Origin of the sequence: Lysobacter sp. CCNWLW3 (assembly GCF_036697405.1) — a bacterium.
Taxonomy (GTDB): domain Bacteria; phylum Pseudomonadota; class Gammaproteobacteria; order Xanthomonadales; family Xanthomonadaceae; genus Lysobacter.
Genome location: NZ_JBAHWA010000007.1, coordinates 84,095 through 104,532, shown reverse-complemented (window position 1 = coordinate 104,532; position 20,438 = coordinate 84,095). Strand labels below are relative to the sequence as shown.

Here is a 20,438-nt window from a genome sequence, read left to right as displayed (position 1 = left end):
GAGAAGGCTGAAGCGAAGAGGCATTGCGCATGCTTTTCTTCTCCGTGGAGGAAGATCGGGCAGCAGGTCCGACAAGTCTCGTCCTGGCAGCCTCGGCGACAATTGCGTCTTCCTTGGTCGTCGAGGCTGCACGATGGGTGTCCTAGGTTCAGGGGATGGGGCGGAGAGATAGGCGTTGCACGCAAACGGCAATTCGGCCGTCAGAACCGATAGACGTAGCCGAGCGACGTTCGGCTCTGGTTGGAACCATCGACGATCGGGCTATCCTTGATGGCGCTGCCGTACCCGGTCACGCCGATGTCCAGGAATACGGTGTGCTTGAGCCCGAACGTGTAGTCGGCGCGAACGCCACCCTCGACGTTGATCGTAGATTTTCCTGCATAAGCGGGACGAACCAGCGTGGCTTCGTCTGGCTGCACGCCGTAGTAGTAGGCGACGTATTTCTTGTCGACCCATTCGGCCGCTATGCGGGGAGTCAGGCCAAAGCGCCCGAAGCCGAAGCGGTGTTCGGCTTGAACATGCGCGCGCGATCCCTTGCTGTTCCCCATCGCGTCGGCGAGGTACTCCGCCGACAGTTCGGCCGCAGGCAAGCGCCACACCAGCGCACCGCCAAGCCAGACGCTGTCGTCGCGATCTTGCATGCCGCGCAGAAACTCCGAGTCGCCCGACTCGTAGCCATCCAAGCTGTAGCGCGCCCTCGCACGGAACGAGAGCCGCTCGCTTTCATTGACCTTGAGATCGAATCGAGAGCCGGCCAGGCTGACCCAGCGATTCTCGTAGCTCACGACGGGAAAGACCTTCACTTCATCGTCTATGTCGCGGTGAGGCCGCTGCAGCAAGGTGGTGCCGACACCCAATCCCCAGTGGGATTCGTCGCCTGGCTCGTCTTCGCTGTTCTGCGCCTGGCAGGAGAACGATGCCATCGCGGCCGTGAGGCCGAGGGCGAGTAGAGAGGCGGTGGTGCCGGGTCGGGTGCTGCGGTGCTCCATGGGCGGATCCTCTTGGTTTGACGGTGTCAGGGAATGGATGCGCGATCACCTCCTGTGTTTCGGAGGGCGGTCGTGACATGGGCTGAGAGCCCCGAATCGCGTCGGTCTCCACTAATGACCGATCGGACGGTAGCGATCTTACGTTATAATGACCGATCGGTCGTTAGTGATTTTGCGGCGGTAAGCGGTGGTTCAGCCTGAAAGGCAAGCCGCTGAGATTCATAAGAAAGTTCGCCGACGGAGGCCCAGATGCGGCGCGGCCGGCCATGCCGGCCTATCGGGGCCGATGCCTGTCTAAACTTCGAAGGGCCGGCGAACGCGGAAACGGCGGATCGCCAGCGATAGATACGCGCGTTGCGCGTCTTCCCCAGGAACAATATTGCGATGATGAAAAAAGGTACGAAGGCGGGGCAGGACGCCGATCACAAGGGGAAGAGGACGCGACTGTCTCCCGAGGTCCGCCGCAAGCAGATCTTGGAGGCCGCCCTGATCGAATTCAGCGCCTTGGGATTCGCTGCCACCAGCATCTCCAAGATCGCCGAACGCGTAGGCATTTCAAAAGCCAACGTCTACGCTCATTTCTCCAGCAAGGACGAGATCTTCGAAACCCTGCTTCAGTCCTTGTCCTCGGTAGGGAAGTCGCAGGACAACTGGGCGAAAATTCAAGATGCGCAAAGCGTTGCTGAGTTCGTCGATAACCTGATCGATGTGATCTATGGAGGGCTTACGCCCGAAGCACTCGCGATCATGCGGCTGCTGATCTCGGAGGGGCACCGCATTCCGGATCTGTTGGCCAAGTGGCATGAATCCAATCTGCAAGGGCGGGCGGAACGACAGGCCGTCATCAATGAACAAGTGGCGGCAGGGCGCATGAAAGCCAATCCGCTCACCGAGCATTTCGAGTTCGCCATGACGCCGGTGGTGTACGTGGCGGTCGCTAAATTAGCTTTCGGGGATGCCGCCACCGGCGAAGTGGAGCGCATCAAAGAGACCCACCGTAAGATGCTGCACCTGCTCTTGGAGCCGTGATCACGCCTTAATTCGGGCATTTTTGCTTGTGGATGGCGTCGACCGGTGGCTATGGGCAAGCGACGCGGAGGACTCGCGTAACTTGGCCCGCGGCGGCGTGGCGCATGGCGTCATCTGACGGCGGTAAGCGGCATCACCAAGCCCATCAAGCTACCCATGGCCATTTTGGCTTCCGGTGATGAGGCCGTGCATCGCCCAACGGATCCGGCCACCGCTTGGGAGAGGAGCAACAGGGCGACGAACAGGCAAGCGGCCGAGATCAAGGCCGGCGGTCGTCTGAATCGCGAGATATGCACTGGATCGAGGTCCGCAGGTGCGGTTCGCGACGCCAGCGGCGTTTGATCTTGGCGGTCCCAAGCGGAGTAGGGCGTTTGCGCGGAGGCGCTGCGGTCCCGCTGCGCTGTTGGGCAGGTTTTCCGCGCGCACAAAAAAACCGGCGAGAGGCCGGTTCGTTCGTAACTGCTTGATTCAGTTGGTCGGGGAGACAGGATTCGAACATGCGACCTCTACGTCCCGAACGTAATTTATAGGGGTCGTGGATCAATAGGATATTAATTAAGTAATTGATTTATATGGTCGTGACGTTTTGCGACGCGTCGCGCTATGGTGTATTTTGCAGGACGGTTGCAGGATGGTCCTGTGAACTACGGGAATCGACATGGCGAGAATCACGCGCGAAGCGTTGACACGAAAGACCGTTGAGGCGGCCAAGACCACTGGCAAGCTGTACCGGTTGCGGGATGCGACCGTGCCGGGTCTGCTGCTGCGCGTGAATGCCACGGGCAAACGTACCTGGGCGGTGACGTGGGGGCGTGGTCAAGAGCGAATCATTGGCACGTATCCCGTGATGACGTTAGAAGGCGCTCGCGATGCTGCGCGCCGCGAACTGGGGGAGGTCGCCGAGCACGGCGCGCCTGTGGCGGTCATTGAGGCCAACAAGCCGGCAGCGGAAAAGCCGATCACACTGGGCGACTTCGTTGCTGACCACTACGCCCCGTGGGCCAAGGCTCACCAAAAGGCCGGGCAGGCGACCGTTGACGCACTCAAAGCCTGCTTTGGCGACCTGTACGAACGGGAGTTGCGCAGCCTGTCCGCGTTCGACGTTGAGCGATTCAAGGCCAAGCGGCTGAAAGCCAAGCGCAAGCCCGCCACCGTCAATCGTGACCTTGACCGCATCCGGTCCGTGTTCTCGCGCGCTGTGGAATGGGGGTTCTTGTCGGATCACCCGCTGAAGGCCGTCAAGCGCGCCAAGGGAGCCGATAACAGCCGCGTGCGTTATCTGACCGCCGATGAGGAAAAGCGCCTACGTGACGCGCTGGCAGCCCGTGAGACCGAGCGTAGGGCTAGCCGGGAGCGGCACAACGCCTGGCACGCAGCGCGCGGCAGCGTCGGGCATCCGCAGTGGCCGAAGGATGGATTTACGGATCACCTTATGCCGCTGGTGCTTGTCGCCAGGAACACGGGCCTGCGGCGTGGAGAACTGTTTGGCTTGTCATGGTCAGACGTGAACTTGCCCGGCAAGCTATTGACGGTCACGGCAGGCAACGCCAAGAGCCGTAAGGCCCGCCATGTGCCGTTGAATGCTGAAGCCGTGGACGTGCTGAAACGGTGGAAAAAGCAGGGCGACGCGGGAGGGCTGGTGTTTCCCAGTGCTGGTGGTGGGCGGCTGACGAACGTCAACAAGTCATGGGACGGGCTGGGGACGGGTGCCAAGTTGACAGACTTCCGTTTTCACGACTTGCGGCACGACTTTGCGTCCAAGCTGGTCATGGCTGGCGTGGACTTGAACACGGTGCGTGAACTGTTAGGGCACGCGGACATCGCGATGACACTGCGCTACTCGCACCTTGCGCCGGACAAGTTGGCCGATGCGGTCGCCAAATTGGGGGTGAAGAGATGACGACTGAAAACTTGCGCGTGGACATGCTGGAACGGATGCGAGATCGCGTCGAGTCTCACGACAAAGCCGGCAACATCATCATTAACGGAGACGCGTTGCTTGAAGCTATATCCACGGCTGCGACATTAGCGCTGCCGATGCCCGTATGGCTCGCAAGTGCGGTCACTGGCGCAATTGCTGCATACAAGAACTATGACGTTAGGACGCTAGATGAGGCATTCGGCGTTGAACGTCCCAAGGGCAAGCGGCAGGATGCAGAGCGGAAGGAAAGAGCCAGCGCGATTTATGTGATAGCCGAGGTTTTACGACTTCATCATGTTCAGAAGGTGCCAATTAGTGTTGAGATATTTGAAATTGCCGGCGAGACGTGCGGTGTGAAGAAAACGACCGCAGAAAACTGGTTCTACAATCACAAGAACGCACGGAGCGATATCTATGTCGTGGCAATGCAAATGGCTGGCGTGACAGAGGGCTAGCCGGTCCCTCCCGCGATATTCCAAACTTTCCAGGATTACTGCTGGAACTGTTCCGTTTCAAGCTGCACCTACTGGCGAGTCGTCGCCAGCATCAATCAAGGGTGCAGTAAGATGACTAGCAAACTCATGTACGGCCGGCTTGAACTGCCGGCGATCACCGGGCAGAGCCTGTCCAACGTGGATCGCGCTATCGCGTGCGGCGACCTTGAAACCGTTGTGGTAGGTCGCAAGCGGTTCGCCACGCCTGCCGCTGCGCAGAAGTGGTGCGCGTTCCTAGCGTCTGAAAGCAATGCTGGCCGTCCGGTGCGGTACATGGCGCGTGACTTAGCCGAGCGGCGCACGCCGGAACGCGCGAAGGCCGAACGCGCCCGCCAGCGTCGGCGGGCTTAAGCCATGATGGCTAACATTCTTATGCCGGCTATGGCGGACTTCGTGCATGACCATTGGTCGTCCGCGTCGCACCGTCGCATGTTTTTCCTCGGTCAGATCGTGCTGAAGATCACTGGCATGTTCAAGTTGACCGAAGTTGACGAGGTGCCGGACGCCGCCAGAGTCATGTTCGTCCTGTACCTGGAGGGCATGGAGTCCGGCGACGCCGAGGTGTATGCGCGCTTCGATGCTGAAGCTGCGCGCATCTATCAGGAATGGTTGGCTGGCAGGGAGGTCCACTGATGGATATCCATGGCCGCATCCGCATTATCGTTCCTCGCGCATCCACTGCTGATATTTGCCGGTGGGTCGAAGGTGGTATTGCCTACGCTGATCGTCTAGACAAATTGCCATCCCGCGAGCGCGAAGCCGTCGCGCAACTGTTCGCGCTATATGGCCTTGTGGCAAACGATCATTACAAGCGCATCTATCGGCGGAATATCGACACTCTTTGCAGGCCGTTCTATCCGGGGGTGGACAATGCGCCCGCAGCCTGATCCCCGCGTTATTGACAGCCTGTGCCGGGAATATCCGCATGCCACGCGCGCTGACATCATCGCGTGCTGGCACAACGCGTCACTGCATTGGTTCGATGTGCTGGCGGAAGTGCTGGCCGATGAGCCGCGCGAGTTGACCGCAGCCCGCGCCCTGTTCGTCCACGGCACCTTGTGCGACGAGTACGACGAACGAGCCGAGCATTTCCACGGCATGTGGTCGCTGGTGACGATGTACGTTTCGCCCAAGAAATAGCACCTCCGTGCACCCGCGTCCGCCTTGGCAGAGCGACACCTTCACGCGGATAAAAACAGAGGTTGAACTTGAACAAGTCACTTGTTACCGTCACGCGCGCGCCAATTATTAGCGACGAATCGTATACCGCTCAGCGCGAACTTCTCGAATGGATCGCGGCGTGCGGCGATGAGCAGGAACTACATGAGAATGTGATTCCTGCCATTCAACTGCGCGGCATCGTGCCCGCGCTGCAAGAGCGCGTGGTTAAAGCAATACAGAAGAAACTCAGGTTCTGGGATAGCGACATTCCCATCGCTAGGCTGCGCGCGCTGCTGTTCCCGCCGGCGATGCCGCACACCGATGTTGCGATAAACCCCGACGCGCTGCCGGATTGGGCTAGGCCGTTCTGTTTCGTTGCCAACGGTAATCGGTTCTACAACACCGACAACGGCAAGAGTATGGACATGATCGGTTTTCAGGCCATCTATGGCGAAAAAATGCCTGTTAACAATACCGGCCGGCGTGAGAATGCCGCCGAGCAGTGCCTGCACTTTTGGGGTATGCCCAAGGTCGATGAGGTGGGCTATCGGCCGGATCAAGGCTCGATCTACGAATGGGACGGGGCACAGTACGCCAACAGCTATAGCCCCAGCAGCCTGCCGGTCGTCGCAGTGCTGTACACCCCGCAGGGGTGGGACGGCATCATGGCGTTTCAAGCAATGTTGTATGACATGTGCGGCCGTCGCGACGCCGTATTCCGTCAACTGCTGTACTGGTTCGCACACAACGTGCAGCGGCCCGGCGTGAAAGTCCGCTGGTCGCCCATCATCAAAGGTATCCATGGCGATGGTAAGACCCTCGCAATGACGGTGCTTCGCGCTGCGATGGGATTCCGCAACATGTCCACCACAAGCAACAGCAATATTGCCAACAGCGGCGGCTTTACAGATTGGGCGGTGCGAGGTGCTGTGAATGTCATCGAAGAAGTGATGCTCACGGGCAAGGTGCGTCACCAGCTTTACAACGCTATGAAAGAGTTCATATCTAACAACATCGTTGACGTGAACCCAAAGGGTGCAAAGCCGTATCAGACGTGGAATTGCACAAACCATATCGCGACCACGAATCATAACGACGCGCTACCGCTGGAGCCGACCGACCGTCGCTGGTTCGTCATCTATACGCCCTGGGCGGACATGGCCGGCATGCTCGCTTACTGTGGCCTGGATGCTGCCAGTTGGAAGGCCCGCACCGATGCCATCGACCAGGCGAAGAACAACTGCGCGGGTGAACTGCGTAAATGGCTGCTTGGCGTGGATATCCCGGCCAGCTTTGACATCAACGGCAGCGCCATGATGACGCCCGAGAAGCAGCGGATGATGGCCTCCAGCGAGGATGAAGCCGAAAGCGTAGCCAAGGCCATCATCGCTGAGGGGGCTCACGGGGTGACGGCGCGCGTGTTCTCCAGCGCCCACCTTGGCCGGTTGCTAGAGGCCCGCTCACGCTTCGACAGCTTCGACATGCCGCGCTCGACGGCGTTGCATCACATGTTCACGCGGATGGGCTACAGCAACGTGGCTGGACAGCTCAAATGGAGCGGGGAGCCTTGCCGCGTGTGGGTTTGTAACGGCGTAGAACTCACCAACGATGAAGTGCGGGCTGAACTCGACAGGTCGGCGCATGCTGCGTTGGAGGCGTCAACGAACGTTGGACGCGTCAACGGGTAACAGCTGATAGAGCCTGCTACTACCTGTTACTTGCCAAAACACCTTGTTTTTAGCTGTTTAATTCTTGTAGGTAACAGGTAAAAGAAGAAATAGGTGGTAGTAGAGAAGGAATATAAGGTTTGAGTAGGTTTGAGGGTATGACCCATACATATCTTTTTTCTTTTTAGGTTTGGCAGAAGCGGCCTGTTACCTGTTACCCGCTGGCGTGACCAATGCACATCTCAACAATGAAGGAGGAATCAACAATGCCATCTGGAATTCAAGTGTTCAATGAAGACGGAACGTTGCAGTTCGATACGTCAAACCGTCTCTATCGAATGCTGACTATCCAATACACAGGCACAAGTAACGGCAGCGTCAATGTCTCCGGCTTGTCATCGCAAGGAACGGCGCAGGTCGATGTTCTGCCGACCGGGACAACAGGCGTTTCGCCATCCGTGAACGTAAGTGGTGACGTGGTTTCGTGGGACTTCGGAGGAACGCCAACAGATAGTCGCCGGGACAGCTATCTCTCAATTGGAGTTTTTTGACATGCCCGCAGGAATTCTGATAAGCAACGAACACGGTACCGTGCTAATCGACGACACCAATTTCAATATCGCACTTGCCGCCAAAGGCATTGCTACGCCGCTTGGCGGTGGCCCGCCTTACTTGGCTCATGTAAGCAACAGCACCGCGCAACTGCCGGTATGGGCATATCGCCAGTCAGAAGTGCTGTCATCCATGCACGCAAGAACGTACAGCGCCGGTGTTTCAACGCTACTTGTTGGCGGATCGACTCCTGGTGCTGGGGACTATCACTACTATTTGTTCGACAAGCCCGCAGCGCCCGGTGGTTCGACCTATGGCATTCAAGTGTTCAACGCATCAAACGAGTTGACGTTTGATTCACGGTTAAAGCATCCAGTAATCGCGGAAGTCATCGTCCCGACTGCTACGGGTACCTTCGATACCATGATGCCCGCTGGGCGTGAATATGCCATCGCAACGCAGGGCGTCCTGAATCGTATTGTTGGCGACATGGTGACCATCTTCGCGCAGCCTGCCGACATCGGGCGTCGCATCCTGATCATCGACGTAACCGGCTATTGAGTTTTGCGCATTTCTACGCTTCGCGGCGTCAACCGATCGCGTCGCGAATAGTGCGCCGCGAGTCGCGAGCAAAATTGCTTCTAGGGCCGTAAAGGGTGTGGTTAATGGGCAACCGGGACTGTCCCAAACAACCCGGAGCAATAGCTATGACCCTTCAGGAAATCCGGCAGCGTAAGGCTGCCCGTACCGCTGAAGCCCGCGCGATCGTCGCCAAGGCCGAAACGGAAAAGCGTCAACTTACCGCCGATGAGTCGGCCAACTTCGCCACCATCCGCGCCGATATCGAATCGCTGGAGCAGGACGAACAGCGGCAACAGTTCCTGGACGATGCCGAACGCCGCGCCGTTGGCGTGACGGTGGTGGCCGGTAACGGTGGTGACACCGTCGCTGCGCTGGAAGGCCGCGTCTCGCTGCTGCGCGTGCTACAGGCCGGCGTGGAAGGCCGCGCGCTGTCCGGTGCGGAACTGGAATACGCGCAGGAAACCGAACGCCGCACCGGCCGCAAGGCGCAGGGCGTGTTCGTGCCCATGTCCGCGCTGGAACGCCGCGTCAACACCACTGGAAGCGCGCCGGAACTGGTGCCCACAGACCACCGTGGCGACCTGTACATCCAGCCGCTGCGCAACAAGCTGCTGGCGCGTCGCCTGGGTGTCCGTGTGCTATCCGGGCTGCATGGCAACGTCACCGTTCCGAAGCACGGTACGGGCGTGTCCGTTGGCTGGGTAGCCGAAAACGGTGCGGTGCCGGACTCGGACGTGAACCCGACCAACGTTACGCTGGCGCCGAAGCACGCGGGTGGTGTCACCGAACTGTCCCGGCAACTCATCATGCAGTCCAGCCCGGACGTGGAGCAGCTGGTGCGCGATGACTTCGCGGCGGTGTTGGCGCAGGCCATCGACTCGGCGCTCATCAAGGGCGGTGGCGCGAATGAGCCGACCGGCGTGCTGTCCACCCTGGGCATTCAGACCGCCAATCTCGCGACGCTCAATTGGGTGAACGTGCTTGCGATGAAAGCCAAGGCCGAGTTGGCGAATGTCGATGCGTCGTCGTGGCTGTTCAATCCCAGCGTGGCCGCGAAGTTCGCCGGCACGGAAAAGTCCAATGGCACGGGCATCTACCTGCTGGGCGATGACGGCCGCATGGCGGGCATCCAGTCCTACAGCACCAATCAGGTGCCGAACAACGCCACGCCCGACCCGGATGCCGGCATTGCCATTCTCGGCGACTGGTCGCAGGTGTTGCTTGGCATCTGGAGCGAAATCGACATCCTCGTGAACCCCTACGCGCAGCCGGCCTACGGTCGCGGTGGCGTGCTGGTGCGTGCGATGTCCACTGTGGACGTGGCCGTGCGCCATCCGCAGGCGTTCGTGGTCGCCTCCGACCTCGCGCTGTAACTGCCCGCTACAACGCAGCCCGTCCTAGCGGCGGGCTGTGTCTTTGGAGACGCACCCATGATCGAGAAACGCGCCACGGCTGGCGTTACCGCCAACGGTCGCAAGCTGACGGGCTACATCGCAAAGTTTGATAGCCCCACCACCATTGGCGATTTCACTGAAGTCATCCGGCGCGGAGCATTCGCTGCGTCGTTGGCGTCCGGTGCCGACATTCTTGCGCTGGCCGACCACGACACCAGCCGAGTGCTGGGCCGGACCCGCAGCGGAACGTTGACGCTGGCAGAGGATGACGCCGGCTTAGCGTTCACGCTGGACCTGCCCGACACGCAAGCCGGGCGTGACCTTGCCGCACTGGCGCAGCGTGGCGACCTGGGGGGCTGTTCCTTCGCTTTCAACGTCCCGAAGGGTGGCGACTACTGGAACGGCAACACGCGCGAACTGCGCAATGTGACGTTGGATGAGGTGTCCATTGTCCAGAGTCGTCCCGCCTACGGCGCAACCGAAGTCCACCTGCGCAGCCTTCAGCCCGCATCGCAACTGTCGATGCTGCGCTATTGGCTTGACACCGTTCGCTAGGAGTTGACGCTATGAACATCTGGAGCATGCTGAAAGGTGGGCGCGAGACGCGAGCCGAAGACCCTTCGTGGAACGCACTGGCGAACGGTGGTGGAAGCAGCACGGCAGGCGCTTATGTTGACGCCAAGTCGGCCGAATCCATTTCCACGGTATTTGCGTGTGTGCAGGCGTTGAGCGAATCGACGGCATGCCTGCCGCTGCACACGTACCGCCGGAATGAGGATGGCAGTCGCGAACGTGCAGACGGTCATTGGTTGTCCCGGGTGCTGGAACGGCCGAACGACTATCAGTCCGGCATGGAGTTCCGAGAGTGCATGACCGCCAGCGTGCTGCTGAATGGGAACGGCTATGCGCGGAAGGAATCGAACGGTGCCGGCGAAGTGTCGGCGTTGCATCCACTGCACCCTGGTCGCGTGTCCATCGTTAAGCTGGATAGCGGTAGATACAGGTACGACTACACCGACGACAATGGCAAGCCCGTGCGCCTGCTGGCCGATGAAGTACTACACCTTCGCGACCGGACCGATCCAGGCAGCATAGTGGGCAAGTCCCGTGTGACCATCGCACGCGAAACACTGGGCCTGTCGTTGTCGTTACGGACACATGGTTCTTCCAGCTTCGGACGCGGCGCCCGTCCTGCTTCTGTCCTATACAACGAGAGCAAGCGCGACCTGACCACCGAAGACATGCACAGTCTGCGTGGACTATTGAATAACTACGCTTCTCCGGCCAATGCCGGAAAGACTCTAATCATGGGTCTTCGTGGGCTGAAGTTGGAGAACGTGGGCCTGTCGAATGAAGACGCCCAATGGTTGGAAGCCATGAACTTCAGCGTGACAGAGGTTTGCCGTCTGTTCCGCGTGCCGCCCATTCTTGTCCAGACCTTGGAGCAGGCGTCCTACAACAACGTAGAGTCGTTGGGCGAACAGTTCGTGAAGTTCAGCCTGACACGTTGGCTCAACCTGTGGGAGTCGGCTATCTCGCAGCAGTTGCTTGGCCCTATCGCGCGCCAACGGTTCTATGCGGAACATGCCGTGGACGCGCTGTTGCGCGGCACGGCTGGCGAGCGTGCGGAGTTCTACGCCAAGGCATTGAACAACGAGCCATGGATGGACGTTGACGAAGTGAGGCGGTTGGAGAACTTGCCGCAGCGCCGCGTTGACGACGCCAGCGCGGCGTGACAGGAAATCACTGGCGATCTGTTGACGCCTAGACCGCCCGTTCCCTCATGCAGGGATAAAAATGACCATGAAGGCTTAACCACCATGACGAAACTTACCGACAAACAGCGGGCATTTGTCGCCAACAAGGCGGCGGGCTGCACTAACCGGGATGCTGCCATTGCGGCAGGCTATGCGGTGGCGGGCGCATCTGTCGCCGCCGACAAACTCATGGCGAATCCTGCAATCCGAGCGGCGCTCAAGATTGCAACGAAGGCCACGCCTGGCGTGGACATCAAGTCAGGCGCGCCGGCAATGCCGCGCGAGAGGTACGCCGATCCCAAAACGTTCCTGCTAGACGTGATGAACCTGGCTGGCCTGCCGATCGCTATGCGTGCTGATGCCGCAAAGCAACTGCTGCCGTACATGCACGCTCGCATGGGCGAGACGGGCAAGAAAGAGACTATGAAAGAGAACGCCCGCGCCATCGCGCGTGGTCGTCATAAGTTCGCCACGCAGGCGCCGCCGCAGCTGACGGTGGTACGCAACAGCGAATAGCGCACGGTTCTGCTAATCATCGCGATACTGAATTCGGAACTGTTCTTCCATGTTCTTAATCTCGTTGTTCAACCATGCCAATCCCGTCGCGCACAGTTGTTTCATCTTGTCTCGGTGGATGTGCAGCGGCTTCTTGTCGGGTGGTGAAATCGCGATAGGAAACTCCCAGGGTCCGCCACGCCAGAAGTGAAGCCGTGGGTTCCTGATCGCTATGTCAGTGTGGGCGTATGCGGAATCACGATAGGTCCGCAACTCATCATGGAATGGCAGCAGCTCGGCGGGAATGAATCCCTTGCCAAGACAAATCTTCTTCGCATTCTTGCCATGGTGTTGCGGGTGGGCAAACGTTGTGTCTGCCCTTGTGAACGGTCGGAAGTATACGACCACGGCGTAACGCTGCAACGTGCCCGACACCCTGTTTGGTATCGCATTGTTGTCTTCCAGTTCCTCCGCGTCTTCCAGCAAGCGTAAGGCCTCGCTGAAGTCGGCATGGCATGACCTGTAGAAGACGTAACGTTCTTCGTGCGCGTTGTGCATGCTCGGCTAGTTGGCTCGGATTCTCTGTGTCGGCTGGGCGTTTGATCCAACTAGCGCCGGCTCGGCAAGCAAAAGGTCAAAAACAGCATCTTCTAAACGGGAGTAGGGCCAATACATACCAAAGATTCCAAGCGCCTGGATCCGCTGTAGCGCATCGGTATCTTCGTCTCCAGGCACCAAATCCCTACCTTCAAACTGTATGCGGCGCTGGTCGACGAACCGGCGCAATATCACCTTGTCCCCTTCGTTCAATCCACGAACAACTGCGCGCCAGCGTTCGCGCTGAACTTCACGCTCGGCCTTGGCCTTCTCGCGGGCGTTCGCTCGAGCTTTTCTCTTGGCGTTGGATGCGCCGCGCGTACCTAACGCTATCCAGAAGAATGCCGTCACTAATGCCAAGCCCGCTGCCATAACTTGGATGCCCCAACCGCCGGCTAGTTCAACTAATGCCTGCTCGGTGCCTAATACCGCCAAGGCTAGGCGGATGACTACGTGGAACGGAACAAACAGCACGGCAGCCAACGCAAGTTGACGGAGTGGGTAGGCCCGCAGGTACTTTGCTGCGGCCTTGCCTGCTGTCGTGATCCATGAGGGTGGGTCTGCCATGCCGTCTAGTCTAGTCCGCCCCACGGCATCCCTGCGGTAGTCCGTGCGCGTGGATAACCATGGGCGGGCGCCGCACGTTGCTGGCGGGGTCAACATCGTGCCCGCGCGCTGCCGCCGCCATCGGGGCACTGTGTGGTGTGGGGTAGGTGTCTTCCTATCCCTTTGCAGGATGTATGCAGGATGGACGGGCACAAAAAAACCGGCGCTTGGCCGGTTCTCATGCAAATTACTGATTTCTCTAGCAATTTTGGTCGGGGAGACAGGATTCGAACCTGCGACCTCTACGTCCCGAACGTAGCGCTCTACCAGACTGAGCTACACCCCGACAGCTGAGCCGACAATTCTAGCGACACCCATCGAGGCGAGCAAGGGGCAGAGAGCAATCCCTTGCGCGGGCCGGTGCAGGCGCCGTTCCGGGTGAGGGTGCGGCATCCGGGCGGAACGTTAAACTACGGCCCTTGCGTCCACCAGGCGCGCGCCGCAGCGCGCCGTGCCGACGCGTCCCACCCCCGGAGTCCCGCTTGATCAAGCCACGCACCCCGCCCGGCGTCATGGAGCTGTTGCCGCCCGACCAGATCGCCTTCCAGCGCATGCTGGACACGATCCGCCGCAACTTCGAGCGCTTCGGCTTCCTGCCGGTGGAAACGCCGGTGATGGAGTTGTCGGAGGTGCTGCTGACCAAGTCCGGTGGCGAGACCGAGCGCCAGGTCTACTTCGTCCAGTCCACCGGCAATTTGAACAAGGCCGCCGAGGGCGGCGGCGAGGGCGTGCCCGAGCTGGCGCTGCGCTTCGACCTGACCGTGCCGCTGGCGCGCTACGTGGCCGAGCACGAGCACGAGCTGACGTTCCCGTTCCGCCGCTACCAGATGCAGCGGGTGTACCGCGGCGAGCGCCAGCAGCGCGGGCGCTTCCGCGAGTTCTACCAGTGCGACATCGACGTGATCGGCAAGGATTCGTTGAGCGTGCGCCACGACGCCGAGATGCCGGCCGCGATCCACGCGGTGTTCTCCGAGCTGAACATCGGCAAGTTCACCATCCAGCTCAACAACCGCAAGCTGCTGCGCGGCTTCTTCGAGGCCCAGGGCGTGGCCGACGGCGAGCTGCAGGCGCGGGTGCTGCGCGAGGTCGACAAGCTCGACAAGCGCGGCGAAGACTACGTGCGCGAGACCCTGACCGGCCCCGAGTTCGGCCTGAGCGCGCAGGGCACCGCGACCATCCTGGATTTCGTCAAGATCCGCTCGACTTCGCACGCCGACGCGATGGCGCGGCTGGACGCGCTGGGCGAGGGCAACGAGTCGCTGCGCGTCGGCGTGGCCGAGCTGCGCGAGGTGCTGGAGCTGGTGCGCGCGCTGGGCGTGCCCGAAGCCAACTACGCGCTCAATTTCTCGATCGCGCGCGGCCTGGACTACTACACCGGCACCGTCTACGAGACTACCCTGGACGATTACCCGCAGATCGGTTCGATCTGCTCGGGCGGCCGCTACGAAGACCTGGCCAGCCACTACACCAAGTCGCGCCTGCCCGGCGTCGGCATTTCGATCGGCCTGACCCGCTTGTTCTGGCAGCTGCGCGAGGCCGGCCTGGTCGACACCGCCGCCAGCACGGTGCAGGTGCTGGTGACCCAGATGGACGGCGCCCACCTGCCGCACTGCCTGGCGGTCGCCAACGAGCTGCGCCACGGCGGCCTCAACACCGAAGTGGTGATGGAGCCGTCCAAGCTGGGCAAGCAGTTCAAGTACGCCGACCGCGCCGGCATCCGTTTCGTGGTGGTGCTGGGCGAGGACGAGATCGCCAAGGGCGTGGCCACGGTCAAGGACCTGCGCCGCGAGGACCAGTTCGAGGTCGCGCGCGGCGATCTGGCGCGCACCCTGCGGGTCGAGCTGGAGCAGGCGCGGGTCATGCCGCAGGCCGTCTCCGAATGAGTTCGAACGGCGCGGACGGCGTCGGCGTCGCGAATCGCGCGGCTCCGATGGCGTCTTGTCGCGCCGATGAATCGCGGTGCCGGGCGTGCGGGTTCGCGTCCGGATTCCGCTCCACGGTTCGCCGCGCGCCGGATCGGAATCCGGCGCCGCGGCGGATCGAATCACCCCGCGGCGCGCATCCGCCGTCGCGGTTCCCAATGTGGCATTGACGCACCGACTCCCGAGTACGCTCGGCCGGGCCCAGCCGTTCGCGGCGCAGGCCCGCCGTTCAGATGATCGCCAGGGTGCGAGGCGAGGTTGCAAATGAACAAGATTCAACTCGATGGCCGTTCGCTGACGCGCGCGCAGCTGGTGGCGGTGGCCTATGGCGCCCAGGTCGAACTGGCCGCGGCGCAATTGCCGGCGGTGCAACGCGCGGCCGATTTCCTGGCCGAACAGGTGCGTCGCGAAGAGCCGATCTACGGCGTCTCCACCGGTTTCGGCAGCAACGCCGACCGTCTGCTCGGCGCCCATCATCTGCGCGACCAGTTGCCGGGCGCGCAGGCCTCGGGCGAAACCCTGCACGAGGAACTGCAACGCAATCTGATCGTCACCCATGCGGTCTGCGTCGGCGAGCCCTTCGCCCCGGAGATCGTGCGCGCGATGCTGTGCATCCGCATCAACACCCTGATGCGCGGCCATTCCGGCATCCGCGTGCAGACCCTGCAGGCGCTGACCGCGATGCTCAACGCCGGCATCGTGCCGGTGGTGCCGCAGCTGGGTTCGGTAGGCGCCAGCGGCGATCTGGCGCCGTTGTCGCACCTGGCGATCGTGCTGCTGGGCGGCGGCGAAGCCTACTACCAGGGCGAGCGCATGCCCGGCGGCCAGGCGCTGCAGCGCGCCGGTCTGAAGCCGGTGACCCTGTCGTACAAGGAAGGTCTGGCGTTGAACAATGGCACCGCGCAGATGCTGGCGTGCGGCGTGCTGGCGCTGGAGAAGCTGGAGGATCTGGCCGACACCGCCGACCTGGCCGCGGCCATGACCATCGACGCCTTCGCCGGCCGCCTGGGCGCCTTCGCCGAGGAAGTGCACGCGCTGCGTCCGCATCCGGGCCAGGTCGAGGTGGCCGCGCATCTGCGCCGCCTGCTCGAGGGCTCGACCCTGTCCGACATTCCCTATCACCTGGTGCCGCGTTTCCGCGCCTGGCAGCCGCGCAGCTGGGACACGCCCGAATCGCAGGCGCTGCGCTTCGACATCGGCTGGGACTGGGTGCCGTTCGGTCAGCGCCACGGCCGCGAGAAGTTCTACCTGCGGTTCCGGCCGTTCCGCGGCGGCAAGAAGCACCAGCCGCAGGACAGCTATTCGCTGCGCTGCATCCCGCAGGTGCACGGCGCCGTGCGCGACGCGCTGGCCCAGGCCGCGCGCGTGCTGGAGGTCGAGCTCAACTCGCTGACCGACAATCCGATCGTGTTCCCGGACGCGCAGGCCGAGCACGTCGAGCAGCAGGTGATCTCGGCCGGGCATTTCCACGGCATGCCGCTGGCGCTGGCGATGAGCTACGTCAAGGCCGCGATCCCGGTGCTGGCGAGCATTTCCGAGCGCCGCCTCAACAAGCTGGTCGACCCGGCCACCAACGACGGCCTGCCGGCGTTCCTGATCGGCAACGAGGACTCGACCGAGTCCGGCCACATGATCGTGCAGTACACCGCCGCGGCCATCGTCAACGACCTGGCCAGCCGCGCGCATCCGGCCTCGGTGTATTCGATACCGACCAGCGCCAACGCCGAGGACCACGTCTCGATGGGCGCCAACGAGGCCCGTCACGTGCTGGCCATGGCCGACGACCTGGGCAAGGTGCTGGCGCTGGAGCTGTACACCGCCGCGCAAGCGCTGGACCTGCGACGCGACATGATCAACGCCGCGCGCGATCTGGCCGATCGCGCCGACGCGCTGGGGCTGGCGGCCAAGGTCGCCGGAGGCCCGGCCGCCGGCGACGCCGACCATGCGGGCTTCGTGGCCGAGGTCGAGGGCCTGCGCGCCGAACTCGCGGCGGCCGACGAGTTCCGTCCGGGCCGTGCGGTCGCGGCCGCGCATGCGGCGATCCGCGAGCGCATCGCCTTCCTGTCGCGCGACCGCGCCCTGGACGGCGAAGTCGCCACCGCGCTGGGCATGGTCGCCGACGGCAGCGTGCTCGCGGCGGCGCGTTCGGTGCTGTGAAACGGCCGGATCGCGAGGTTCGGTCATGCGGCTGATCGTGCATAACGAACGGGTGTTCAGCGTCGAGGATTTCCTCGGCGCCGGCGAGTGCGAGGCTTTGATCGAACTGGCGGAGGCGCGCGGCTTCGCCGCCGCCGACGTGCGCGCGCCGGGCGGCGCGCGCACGATGCCGCAGGTGCGCAACAACGAGCGGGTGGTGTTCGAATCGCCGGACTGGGTCCAGCGCCTGTGGCGCGGTCTGGACGGGATCGCGCTGCCGCTGCTGGACGGCGAGTCCGCGATCGGCTTGCCGCGCGCGCTGCGGTTCTACAAGTACGGGCCCGGGCAGCGCTTCCGCATGCACAAGGACGGCCCCTGGCTGGAAGACGGGCGCGGCAGCCGGCTGACCCTGCTGGTCTATCTCAACGACGGCTTCGCCGGCGGCGATACCGACTTCCGCAGCTTCCGCGTCGTGCCCCGGCGCGGCGCCGCCCTGCTGTTCGTGCACGACACCTGGCACGAGGGCGCCGCGGTCGAGTCCGGCTGCAAGTACGTGCTGCGTTCCGACGTGATGTACGCGCCGGCGGTCTAGCGCAAGCCGGGGTAGGGTGCGGTTCGCCGCGCTCGCCGCATCCCACGTGCGCATTATGGGCTAGTTGCGCCTGCGGTCTTCCTGCACCGAGGTGCGCACGCAGTCGCGGCCGTCGGCCTTGGCCTGGTACAGGGCCTGGTCGGCGTCCTGCAGGGCGGGATCGATGGCGTTGTCGCAATCGCTGTCGTTGTCGGCCTCGCGCGCGATCGCGTGCACGCCGATGCTGGCGGTGATGGTGATCGCGTGCTCGCCGCTGCGGCAGGGTTGTTCGCGCAGGTGCTGGCGCAGGTCCTCGGCCACGCGCGAGGCCGCTTGCAGGTCCAGGCCGGGCAGGGCGACGATGAATTCCTCGCCGCCGAAACGCGCCAGCAGCGCGCGATGCGGCTGCAGGGCATGGCCCATGGTGCGCGCGGCCCAGCACAGGCATTCGTCGCCGACCAGGTGGCCATAGCGGTCGTTGATCTGTTTGAAGTGGTCCAGGTCGATCATCAGCAGCGACAGCGGCCGGCCGCTTTGCTGCGACTTCGCCAGCAGATCCTGGAACACGTTGCGGAAATGGGTGCGGTTGTGCAGGCCGGTCAGGCCGTCGCGCTGGCTGCTTTCGCGCAGGCGCTCGTGCGCGTCCTCCAACTGCGCCAGCGCGCTGCGCAGCTCGACCGTGCGCTGCTCGACCTTGTGTTCGAGCTGGGTCTTGGCCTCGTGGACGATGCGCTCGTTCTCGTTGCGCAGCGAAGCGTAGCGATAGCCCAGCGCCACCGACAACAGCAGCATCTCCAGCGCCGAGCCGATCTGCACGCCGTACTCGGTGATGAACACCTTGGGCAGCAGGCCGAAGGCGATCGCGGTGAACATGCCGGTGCCCAGCAGGAACATCGACCAGGCCAGCAGGAACAGCTGCGCCGGCTTGTAGCCGCGCCGTAGCACCACCAGGGTCGCCACCGCGATCCAGGCGATGCTGAAGAACACCGCCGCCGAGGCGATCGGGGTGGCGACGTTGTAGGGCAGGCGGGTCGCGGCGACGCCGAGCAGGACGAAGAAGGCAATCATTCCCAGGCCGACCCGATCGCCCAGGCGCCAACGCTGCTTCAGGCCCAGGAAGGTGCGCGCGAACTGCTGCATGCCGACCTGGGCCAGGCAGATCGACAGCGGCACCGATTTGTCGGCCAGCCAGGTCGAACGCGGCCACAGGTACTCGAAGCCCAGGCCGTTGAGGGTCATCAGGACCAGGCCGAAGGCGGAGATATGCAGCAGGTACCAGAAGTAACTGGCGTCGCGCAGGCTCAGCCACAGCACCAGGTTGTAGATGAACAAGGCCAGCAGGATGCCGTAGTACAGGCCGATGCCGAACTGGGCGTCGCGCGAAACCTCGGTGAACGCGGTCGGCGTGAACAGGGTCAGCGGCACCTGCATCGAGCTCTGGCTGTGCACGCGCACGTACAGGTCGGCGGGCTGGTCGGCGGGCAGGTTCAACCAGAAGTTCGGATGCCGGTAGCGGATGCTGCGCGAGGCGAAGGGCAGGCTGTCGCCGCCGGCCAGATGATCGACGCGGCCGTCGGGATGGCGCGTGTAGACGTCGATGCGATCGCTGAGCGCGTACTGCTGCACCAGCAGCCAGCGCGGTTCGTCGCGGTCGCGGTTGAGCAGGCGCACGTGGAACCAGTAGGCGCCGGGCTGGAAGCCGAACGCGGCGTTGCCGTTGGGCAGCGGCGCGTAGCGGCCTTCGCGCAGGGTCCGCTCGGCGCCGAGCAGGTCCAGGCGGCCGTCGGCATCGTGGTAATAGGCGATGTGCGGTTCCAGCGGCACGCCGACGTGGGTGCCGTCCAGCACCAGGGAGGCGTCGTTGTTGGCGAACGCGGCCCACGAGGTAGCGGCTAGGCAAAGCCCGAGTGCGAGCAGCCAAACTTGTAGGACTCTGCAACCACGCCCCATTCGCACCCTCTCCGTTGGTCCGGCCGGCGGTGGCTCTCGGCGGCGCGGGCTCGGAGGCAGTCTACGCTCCGGCACCGTCTTAGTTTGCGGCCTGCACGGCCACAGACGAGGCGCCAGCGACCGCCGGTCGGTCGCCCATATTGTGATGAACGGCGGTTTTCGCCGATGCCGGCCGCCGCCGCGCGGCCGGGCGGGGCGGCTTGACGAGGGCGGTCCGGTTCGTCTAATGTATTAACGCGTTAATACATTATCGATAGAGCGAAGCCCCCGTGAAGCGCCGCGCCGTAGACATCGACGACAGCGAAGACCCGATCGCCAGCCTGGCGGGCGCGCTGCTGGGGCTGCGCAATCCGGAGCAGATGCGCGCCTTCCTCGAAGACCTGTGCACGCCGGCCGAGCTGGAAGCCATGACCGACCGCTGGCGGGTCGTGCCGCTGCTGCGCGAGGGCGTGCCTTACCGCGAGATCCACGACCGCACCGGGGTCAGCGTGACCACGATCGGTCGCGTCGCCCGCACCCTGGAACGCGGCGCCGGCGGCTACGCCGCGGCCCTCCATCGACGCCCCACGCGCGTCCGCTGAACCGTTCCGCCGGGCCGAGCGCCCATGCCCCTCC

The 20,438-nt window shown here is 62.9% G+C and carries 22 protein-coding genes and 1 tRNA gene; 18 read left to right on the top strand and 5 right to left on the bottom strand.

Annotation, left to right across the window (positions count from 1 at the left end; all coding sequences use genetic code 11):
- Nucleotides 1-200 precede the first annotated feature (200 nt).
- Complete coding sequence (locus tag V1318_RS13230) at nt 201-989, bottom strand: MipA/OmpV family protein (RefSeq protein ID WP_332940156.1); 789 nt, start codon at nt 987-989, stop codon at nt 201-203.
- Between the two features lie 354 nt (nt 990-1,343).
- On the opposite strand from V1318_RS13230, the gene V1318_RS13225 reads away from it, so the two are divergent.
- The 14 genes from V1318_RS13225 to V1318_RS13160 all read left to right on the top strand — a co-directional run bounded on the left by V1318_RS13225 (nt 1,344) and on the right by V1318_RS13160 (nt 12,062).
- Nucleotides 1,344-2,018 (top strand): helix-turn-helix domain-containing protein, encoded by a 675-nt coding sequence (locus V1318_RS13225; protein ID WP_332940154.1) that lies wholly within the window; start codon nt 1,344-1,346, stop codon nt 2,016-2,018.
- Nucleotides 2,019-2,676: 658 nt separating this feature from the next.
- Entirely contained in the window at nt 2,677-3,918 is a 1,242-nt protein-coding gene (locus V1318_RS13220) for a site-specific integrase (RefSeq protein WP_332940153.1), read from the top strand.
- On the top strand, nt 3,915-4,394 hold the full coding sequence (locus tag V1318_RS13215; RefSeq protein ID WP_332940151.1) for a hypothetical protein: 480 nt from the start codon (nt 3,915-3,917) through the stop codon (nt 4,392-4,394). The genes V1318_RS13220 and V1318_RS13215 overlap by 4 nt, the downstream gene beginning before the upstream one ends.
- 111 nt (nt 4,395-4,505) lie before the next feature.
- On the top strand, nt 4,506-4,784 hold the full coding sequence (locus V1318_RS13210; protein ID WP_332940150.1) for a hypothetical protein: 279 nt from the start codon (nt 4,506-4,508) through the stop codon (nt 4,782-4,784).
- Between the two features lie 3 nt (nt 4,785-4,787).
- Complete coding sequence (locus V1318_RS13205) at nt 4,788-5,066, top strand: hypothetical protein (protein ID WP_332940149.1); 279 nt, start codon at nt 4,788-4,790, stop codon at nt 5,064-5,066.
- Nucleotides 5,066-5,320, top strand: coding sequence for a hypothetical protein (locus V1318_RS13200; RefSeq protein ID WP_332940147.1), 255 nt, complete (start codon nt 5,066-5,068; stop codon nt 5,318-5,320). Before V1318_RS13205 ends, V1318_RS13200 begins: the two co-directional genes overlap by 1 nt.
- Nucleotides 5,304-5,573, top strand: a complete 270-nt coding sequence (locus tag V1318_RS13195) for a hypothetical protein (protein WP_332940146.1) — start codon at nt 5,304-5,306, stop codon at nt 5,571-5,573. Before V1318_RS13200 ends, V1318_RS13195 begins: the two co-directional genes overlap by 17 nt.
- Nucleotides 5,574-5,641: 68 nt before the next feature.
- Complete coding sequence (locus V1318_RS13190) at nt 5,642-7,282, top strand: primase-helicase family protein (protein WP_332940145.1); 1,641 nt, start codon at nt 5,642-5,644, stop codon at nt 7,280-7,282.
- A gap of 245 nt (nt 7,283-7,527) precedes the next feature.
- On the top strand, nt 7,528-7,812 hold the full coding sequence (locus tag V1318_RS13185; protein WP_332940144.1) for a hypothetical protein: 285 nt from the start codon (nt 7,528-7,530) through the stop codon (nt 7,810-7,812).
- 1 nt (nt 7,813) lies between these two features.
- A complete protein-coding gene (locus tag V1318_RS13180; protein WP_332940143.1) occupies nt 7,814-8,374 on the top strand; it encodes a hypothetical protein in 561 nt (186 codons plus the stop codon).
- 146 nt (nt 8,375-8,520) lie between these two features.
- Entirely contained in the window at nt 8,521-9,768 is a 1,248-nt protein-coding gene (locus tag V1318_RS13175; protein ID WP_332940142.1) for a phage major capsid protein, read from the top strand.
- A gap of 57 nt (nt 9,769-9,825) precedes the next feature.
- Nucleotides 9,826-10,344: an HK97 family phage prohead protease gene (locus tag V1318_RS13170; protein ID WP_332940141.1), complete on the top strand. Its 519-nt coding sequence runs from the start codon at nt 9,826-9,828 to the stop codon at nt 10,342-10,344.
- Nucleotides 10,345-10,355: 11 nt separating this feature from the next.
- Nucleotides 10,356-11,525: a phage portal protein gene (locus V1318_RS13165; protein WP_332940140.1), complete on the top strand. Its 1,170-nt coding sequence runs from the start codon at nt 10,356-10,358 to the stop codon at nt 11,523-11,525.
- 84 nt (nt 11,526-11,609) lie between these two features.
- Entirely contained in the window at nt 11,610-12,062 is a 453-nt protein-coding gene (locus tag V1318_RS13160) for a terminase small subunit (protein WP_332940139.1), read from the top strand.
- Nucleotides 12,063-12,074: 12 nt separating this feature from the next.
- Here the strand turns inward: V1318_RS13160 and V1318_RS13155 are convergent, their stop codons facing one another.
- From V1318_RS13155 to V1318_RS13145, 3 genes are all read right to left on the bottom strand, one after another.
- Nucleotides 12,075-12,599 carry a hypothetical protein gene (locus V1318_RS13155; RefSeq protein WP_332940138.1) on the bottom strand — a complete coding sequence of 175 codons (525 nt, stop codon included), beginning with the start codon at nt 12,597-12,599 and terminating at the stop codon, nt 12,075-12,077.
- A 6-nt stretch (nt 12,600-12,605) separates the two neighbouring features.
- Complete coding sequence (locus tag V1318_RS13150) at nt 12,606-13,205, bottom strand: hypothetical protein (RefSeq protein ID WP_332940137.1); 600 nt, start codon at nt 13,203-13,205, stop codon at nt 12,606-12,608.
- Between the two features lie 248 nt (nt 13,206-13,453).
- Nucleotides 13,454-13,530: transfer RNA gene (locus tag V1318_RS13145), tRNA-Pro, on the bottom strand.
- Between the two features lie 196 nt (nt 13,531-13,726).
- Between V1318_RS13145 and hisS the strand changes: the two genes are divergently transcribed.
- From hisS to V1318_RS13130, 3 genes are all read left to right on the top strand, one after another.
- On the top strand, nt 13,727-15,127 hold the full coding sequence (gene hisS, locus V1318_RS13140; RefSeq protein WP_332940136.1) for a histidine--tRNA ligase: 1,401 nt from the start codon (nt 13,727-13,729) through the stop codon (nt 15,125-15,127).
- Nucleotides 15,128-15,430: 303 nt separating this feature from the next.
- On the top strand, nt 15,431-17,323 hold the full coding sequence (locus V1318_RS13135; RefSeq protein ID WP_332940135.1) for an aromatic amino acid ammonia-lyase: 1,893 nt from the start codon (nt 15,431-15,433) through the stop codon (nt 17,321-17,323).
- Nucleotides 17,324-17,348: 25 nt separating this feature from the next.
- Nucleotides 17,349-17,894 carry a 2OG-Fe(II) oxygenase gene (locus V1318_RS13130; RefSeq protein WP_332940134.1) on the top strand — a complete coding sequence of 182 codons (546 nt, stop codon included), beginning with the start codon at nt 17,349-17,351 and terminating at the stop codon, nt 17,892-17,894.
- 60 nt (nt 17,895-17,954) lie between these two features.
- On the opposite strand, the gene V1318_RS13125 is transcribed toward V1318_RS13130, so the two are convergent.
- A complete protein-coding gene (locus V1318_RS13125) occupies nt 17,955-19,721 on the bottom strand; it encodes a diguanylate cyclase (RefSeq protein ID WP_332940133.1) in 1,767 nt (588 codons plus the stop codon).
- A 413-nt stretch (nt 19,722-20,134) separates the two neighbouring features.
- Between V1318_RS13125 and V1318_RS13120 the strand changes: the two genes are divergently transcribed.
- Nucleotides 20,135-20,404, top strand: a complete 270-nt coding sequence (locus tag V1318_RS13120; RefSeq protein WP_332940282.1) for a YerC/YecD family TrpR-related protein — start codon at nt 20,135-20,137, stop codon at nt 20,402-20,404.
- The last annotated feature ends 34 nt before the right edge of the window (nt 20,405-20,438 follow it).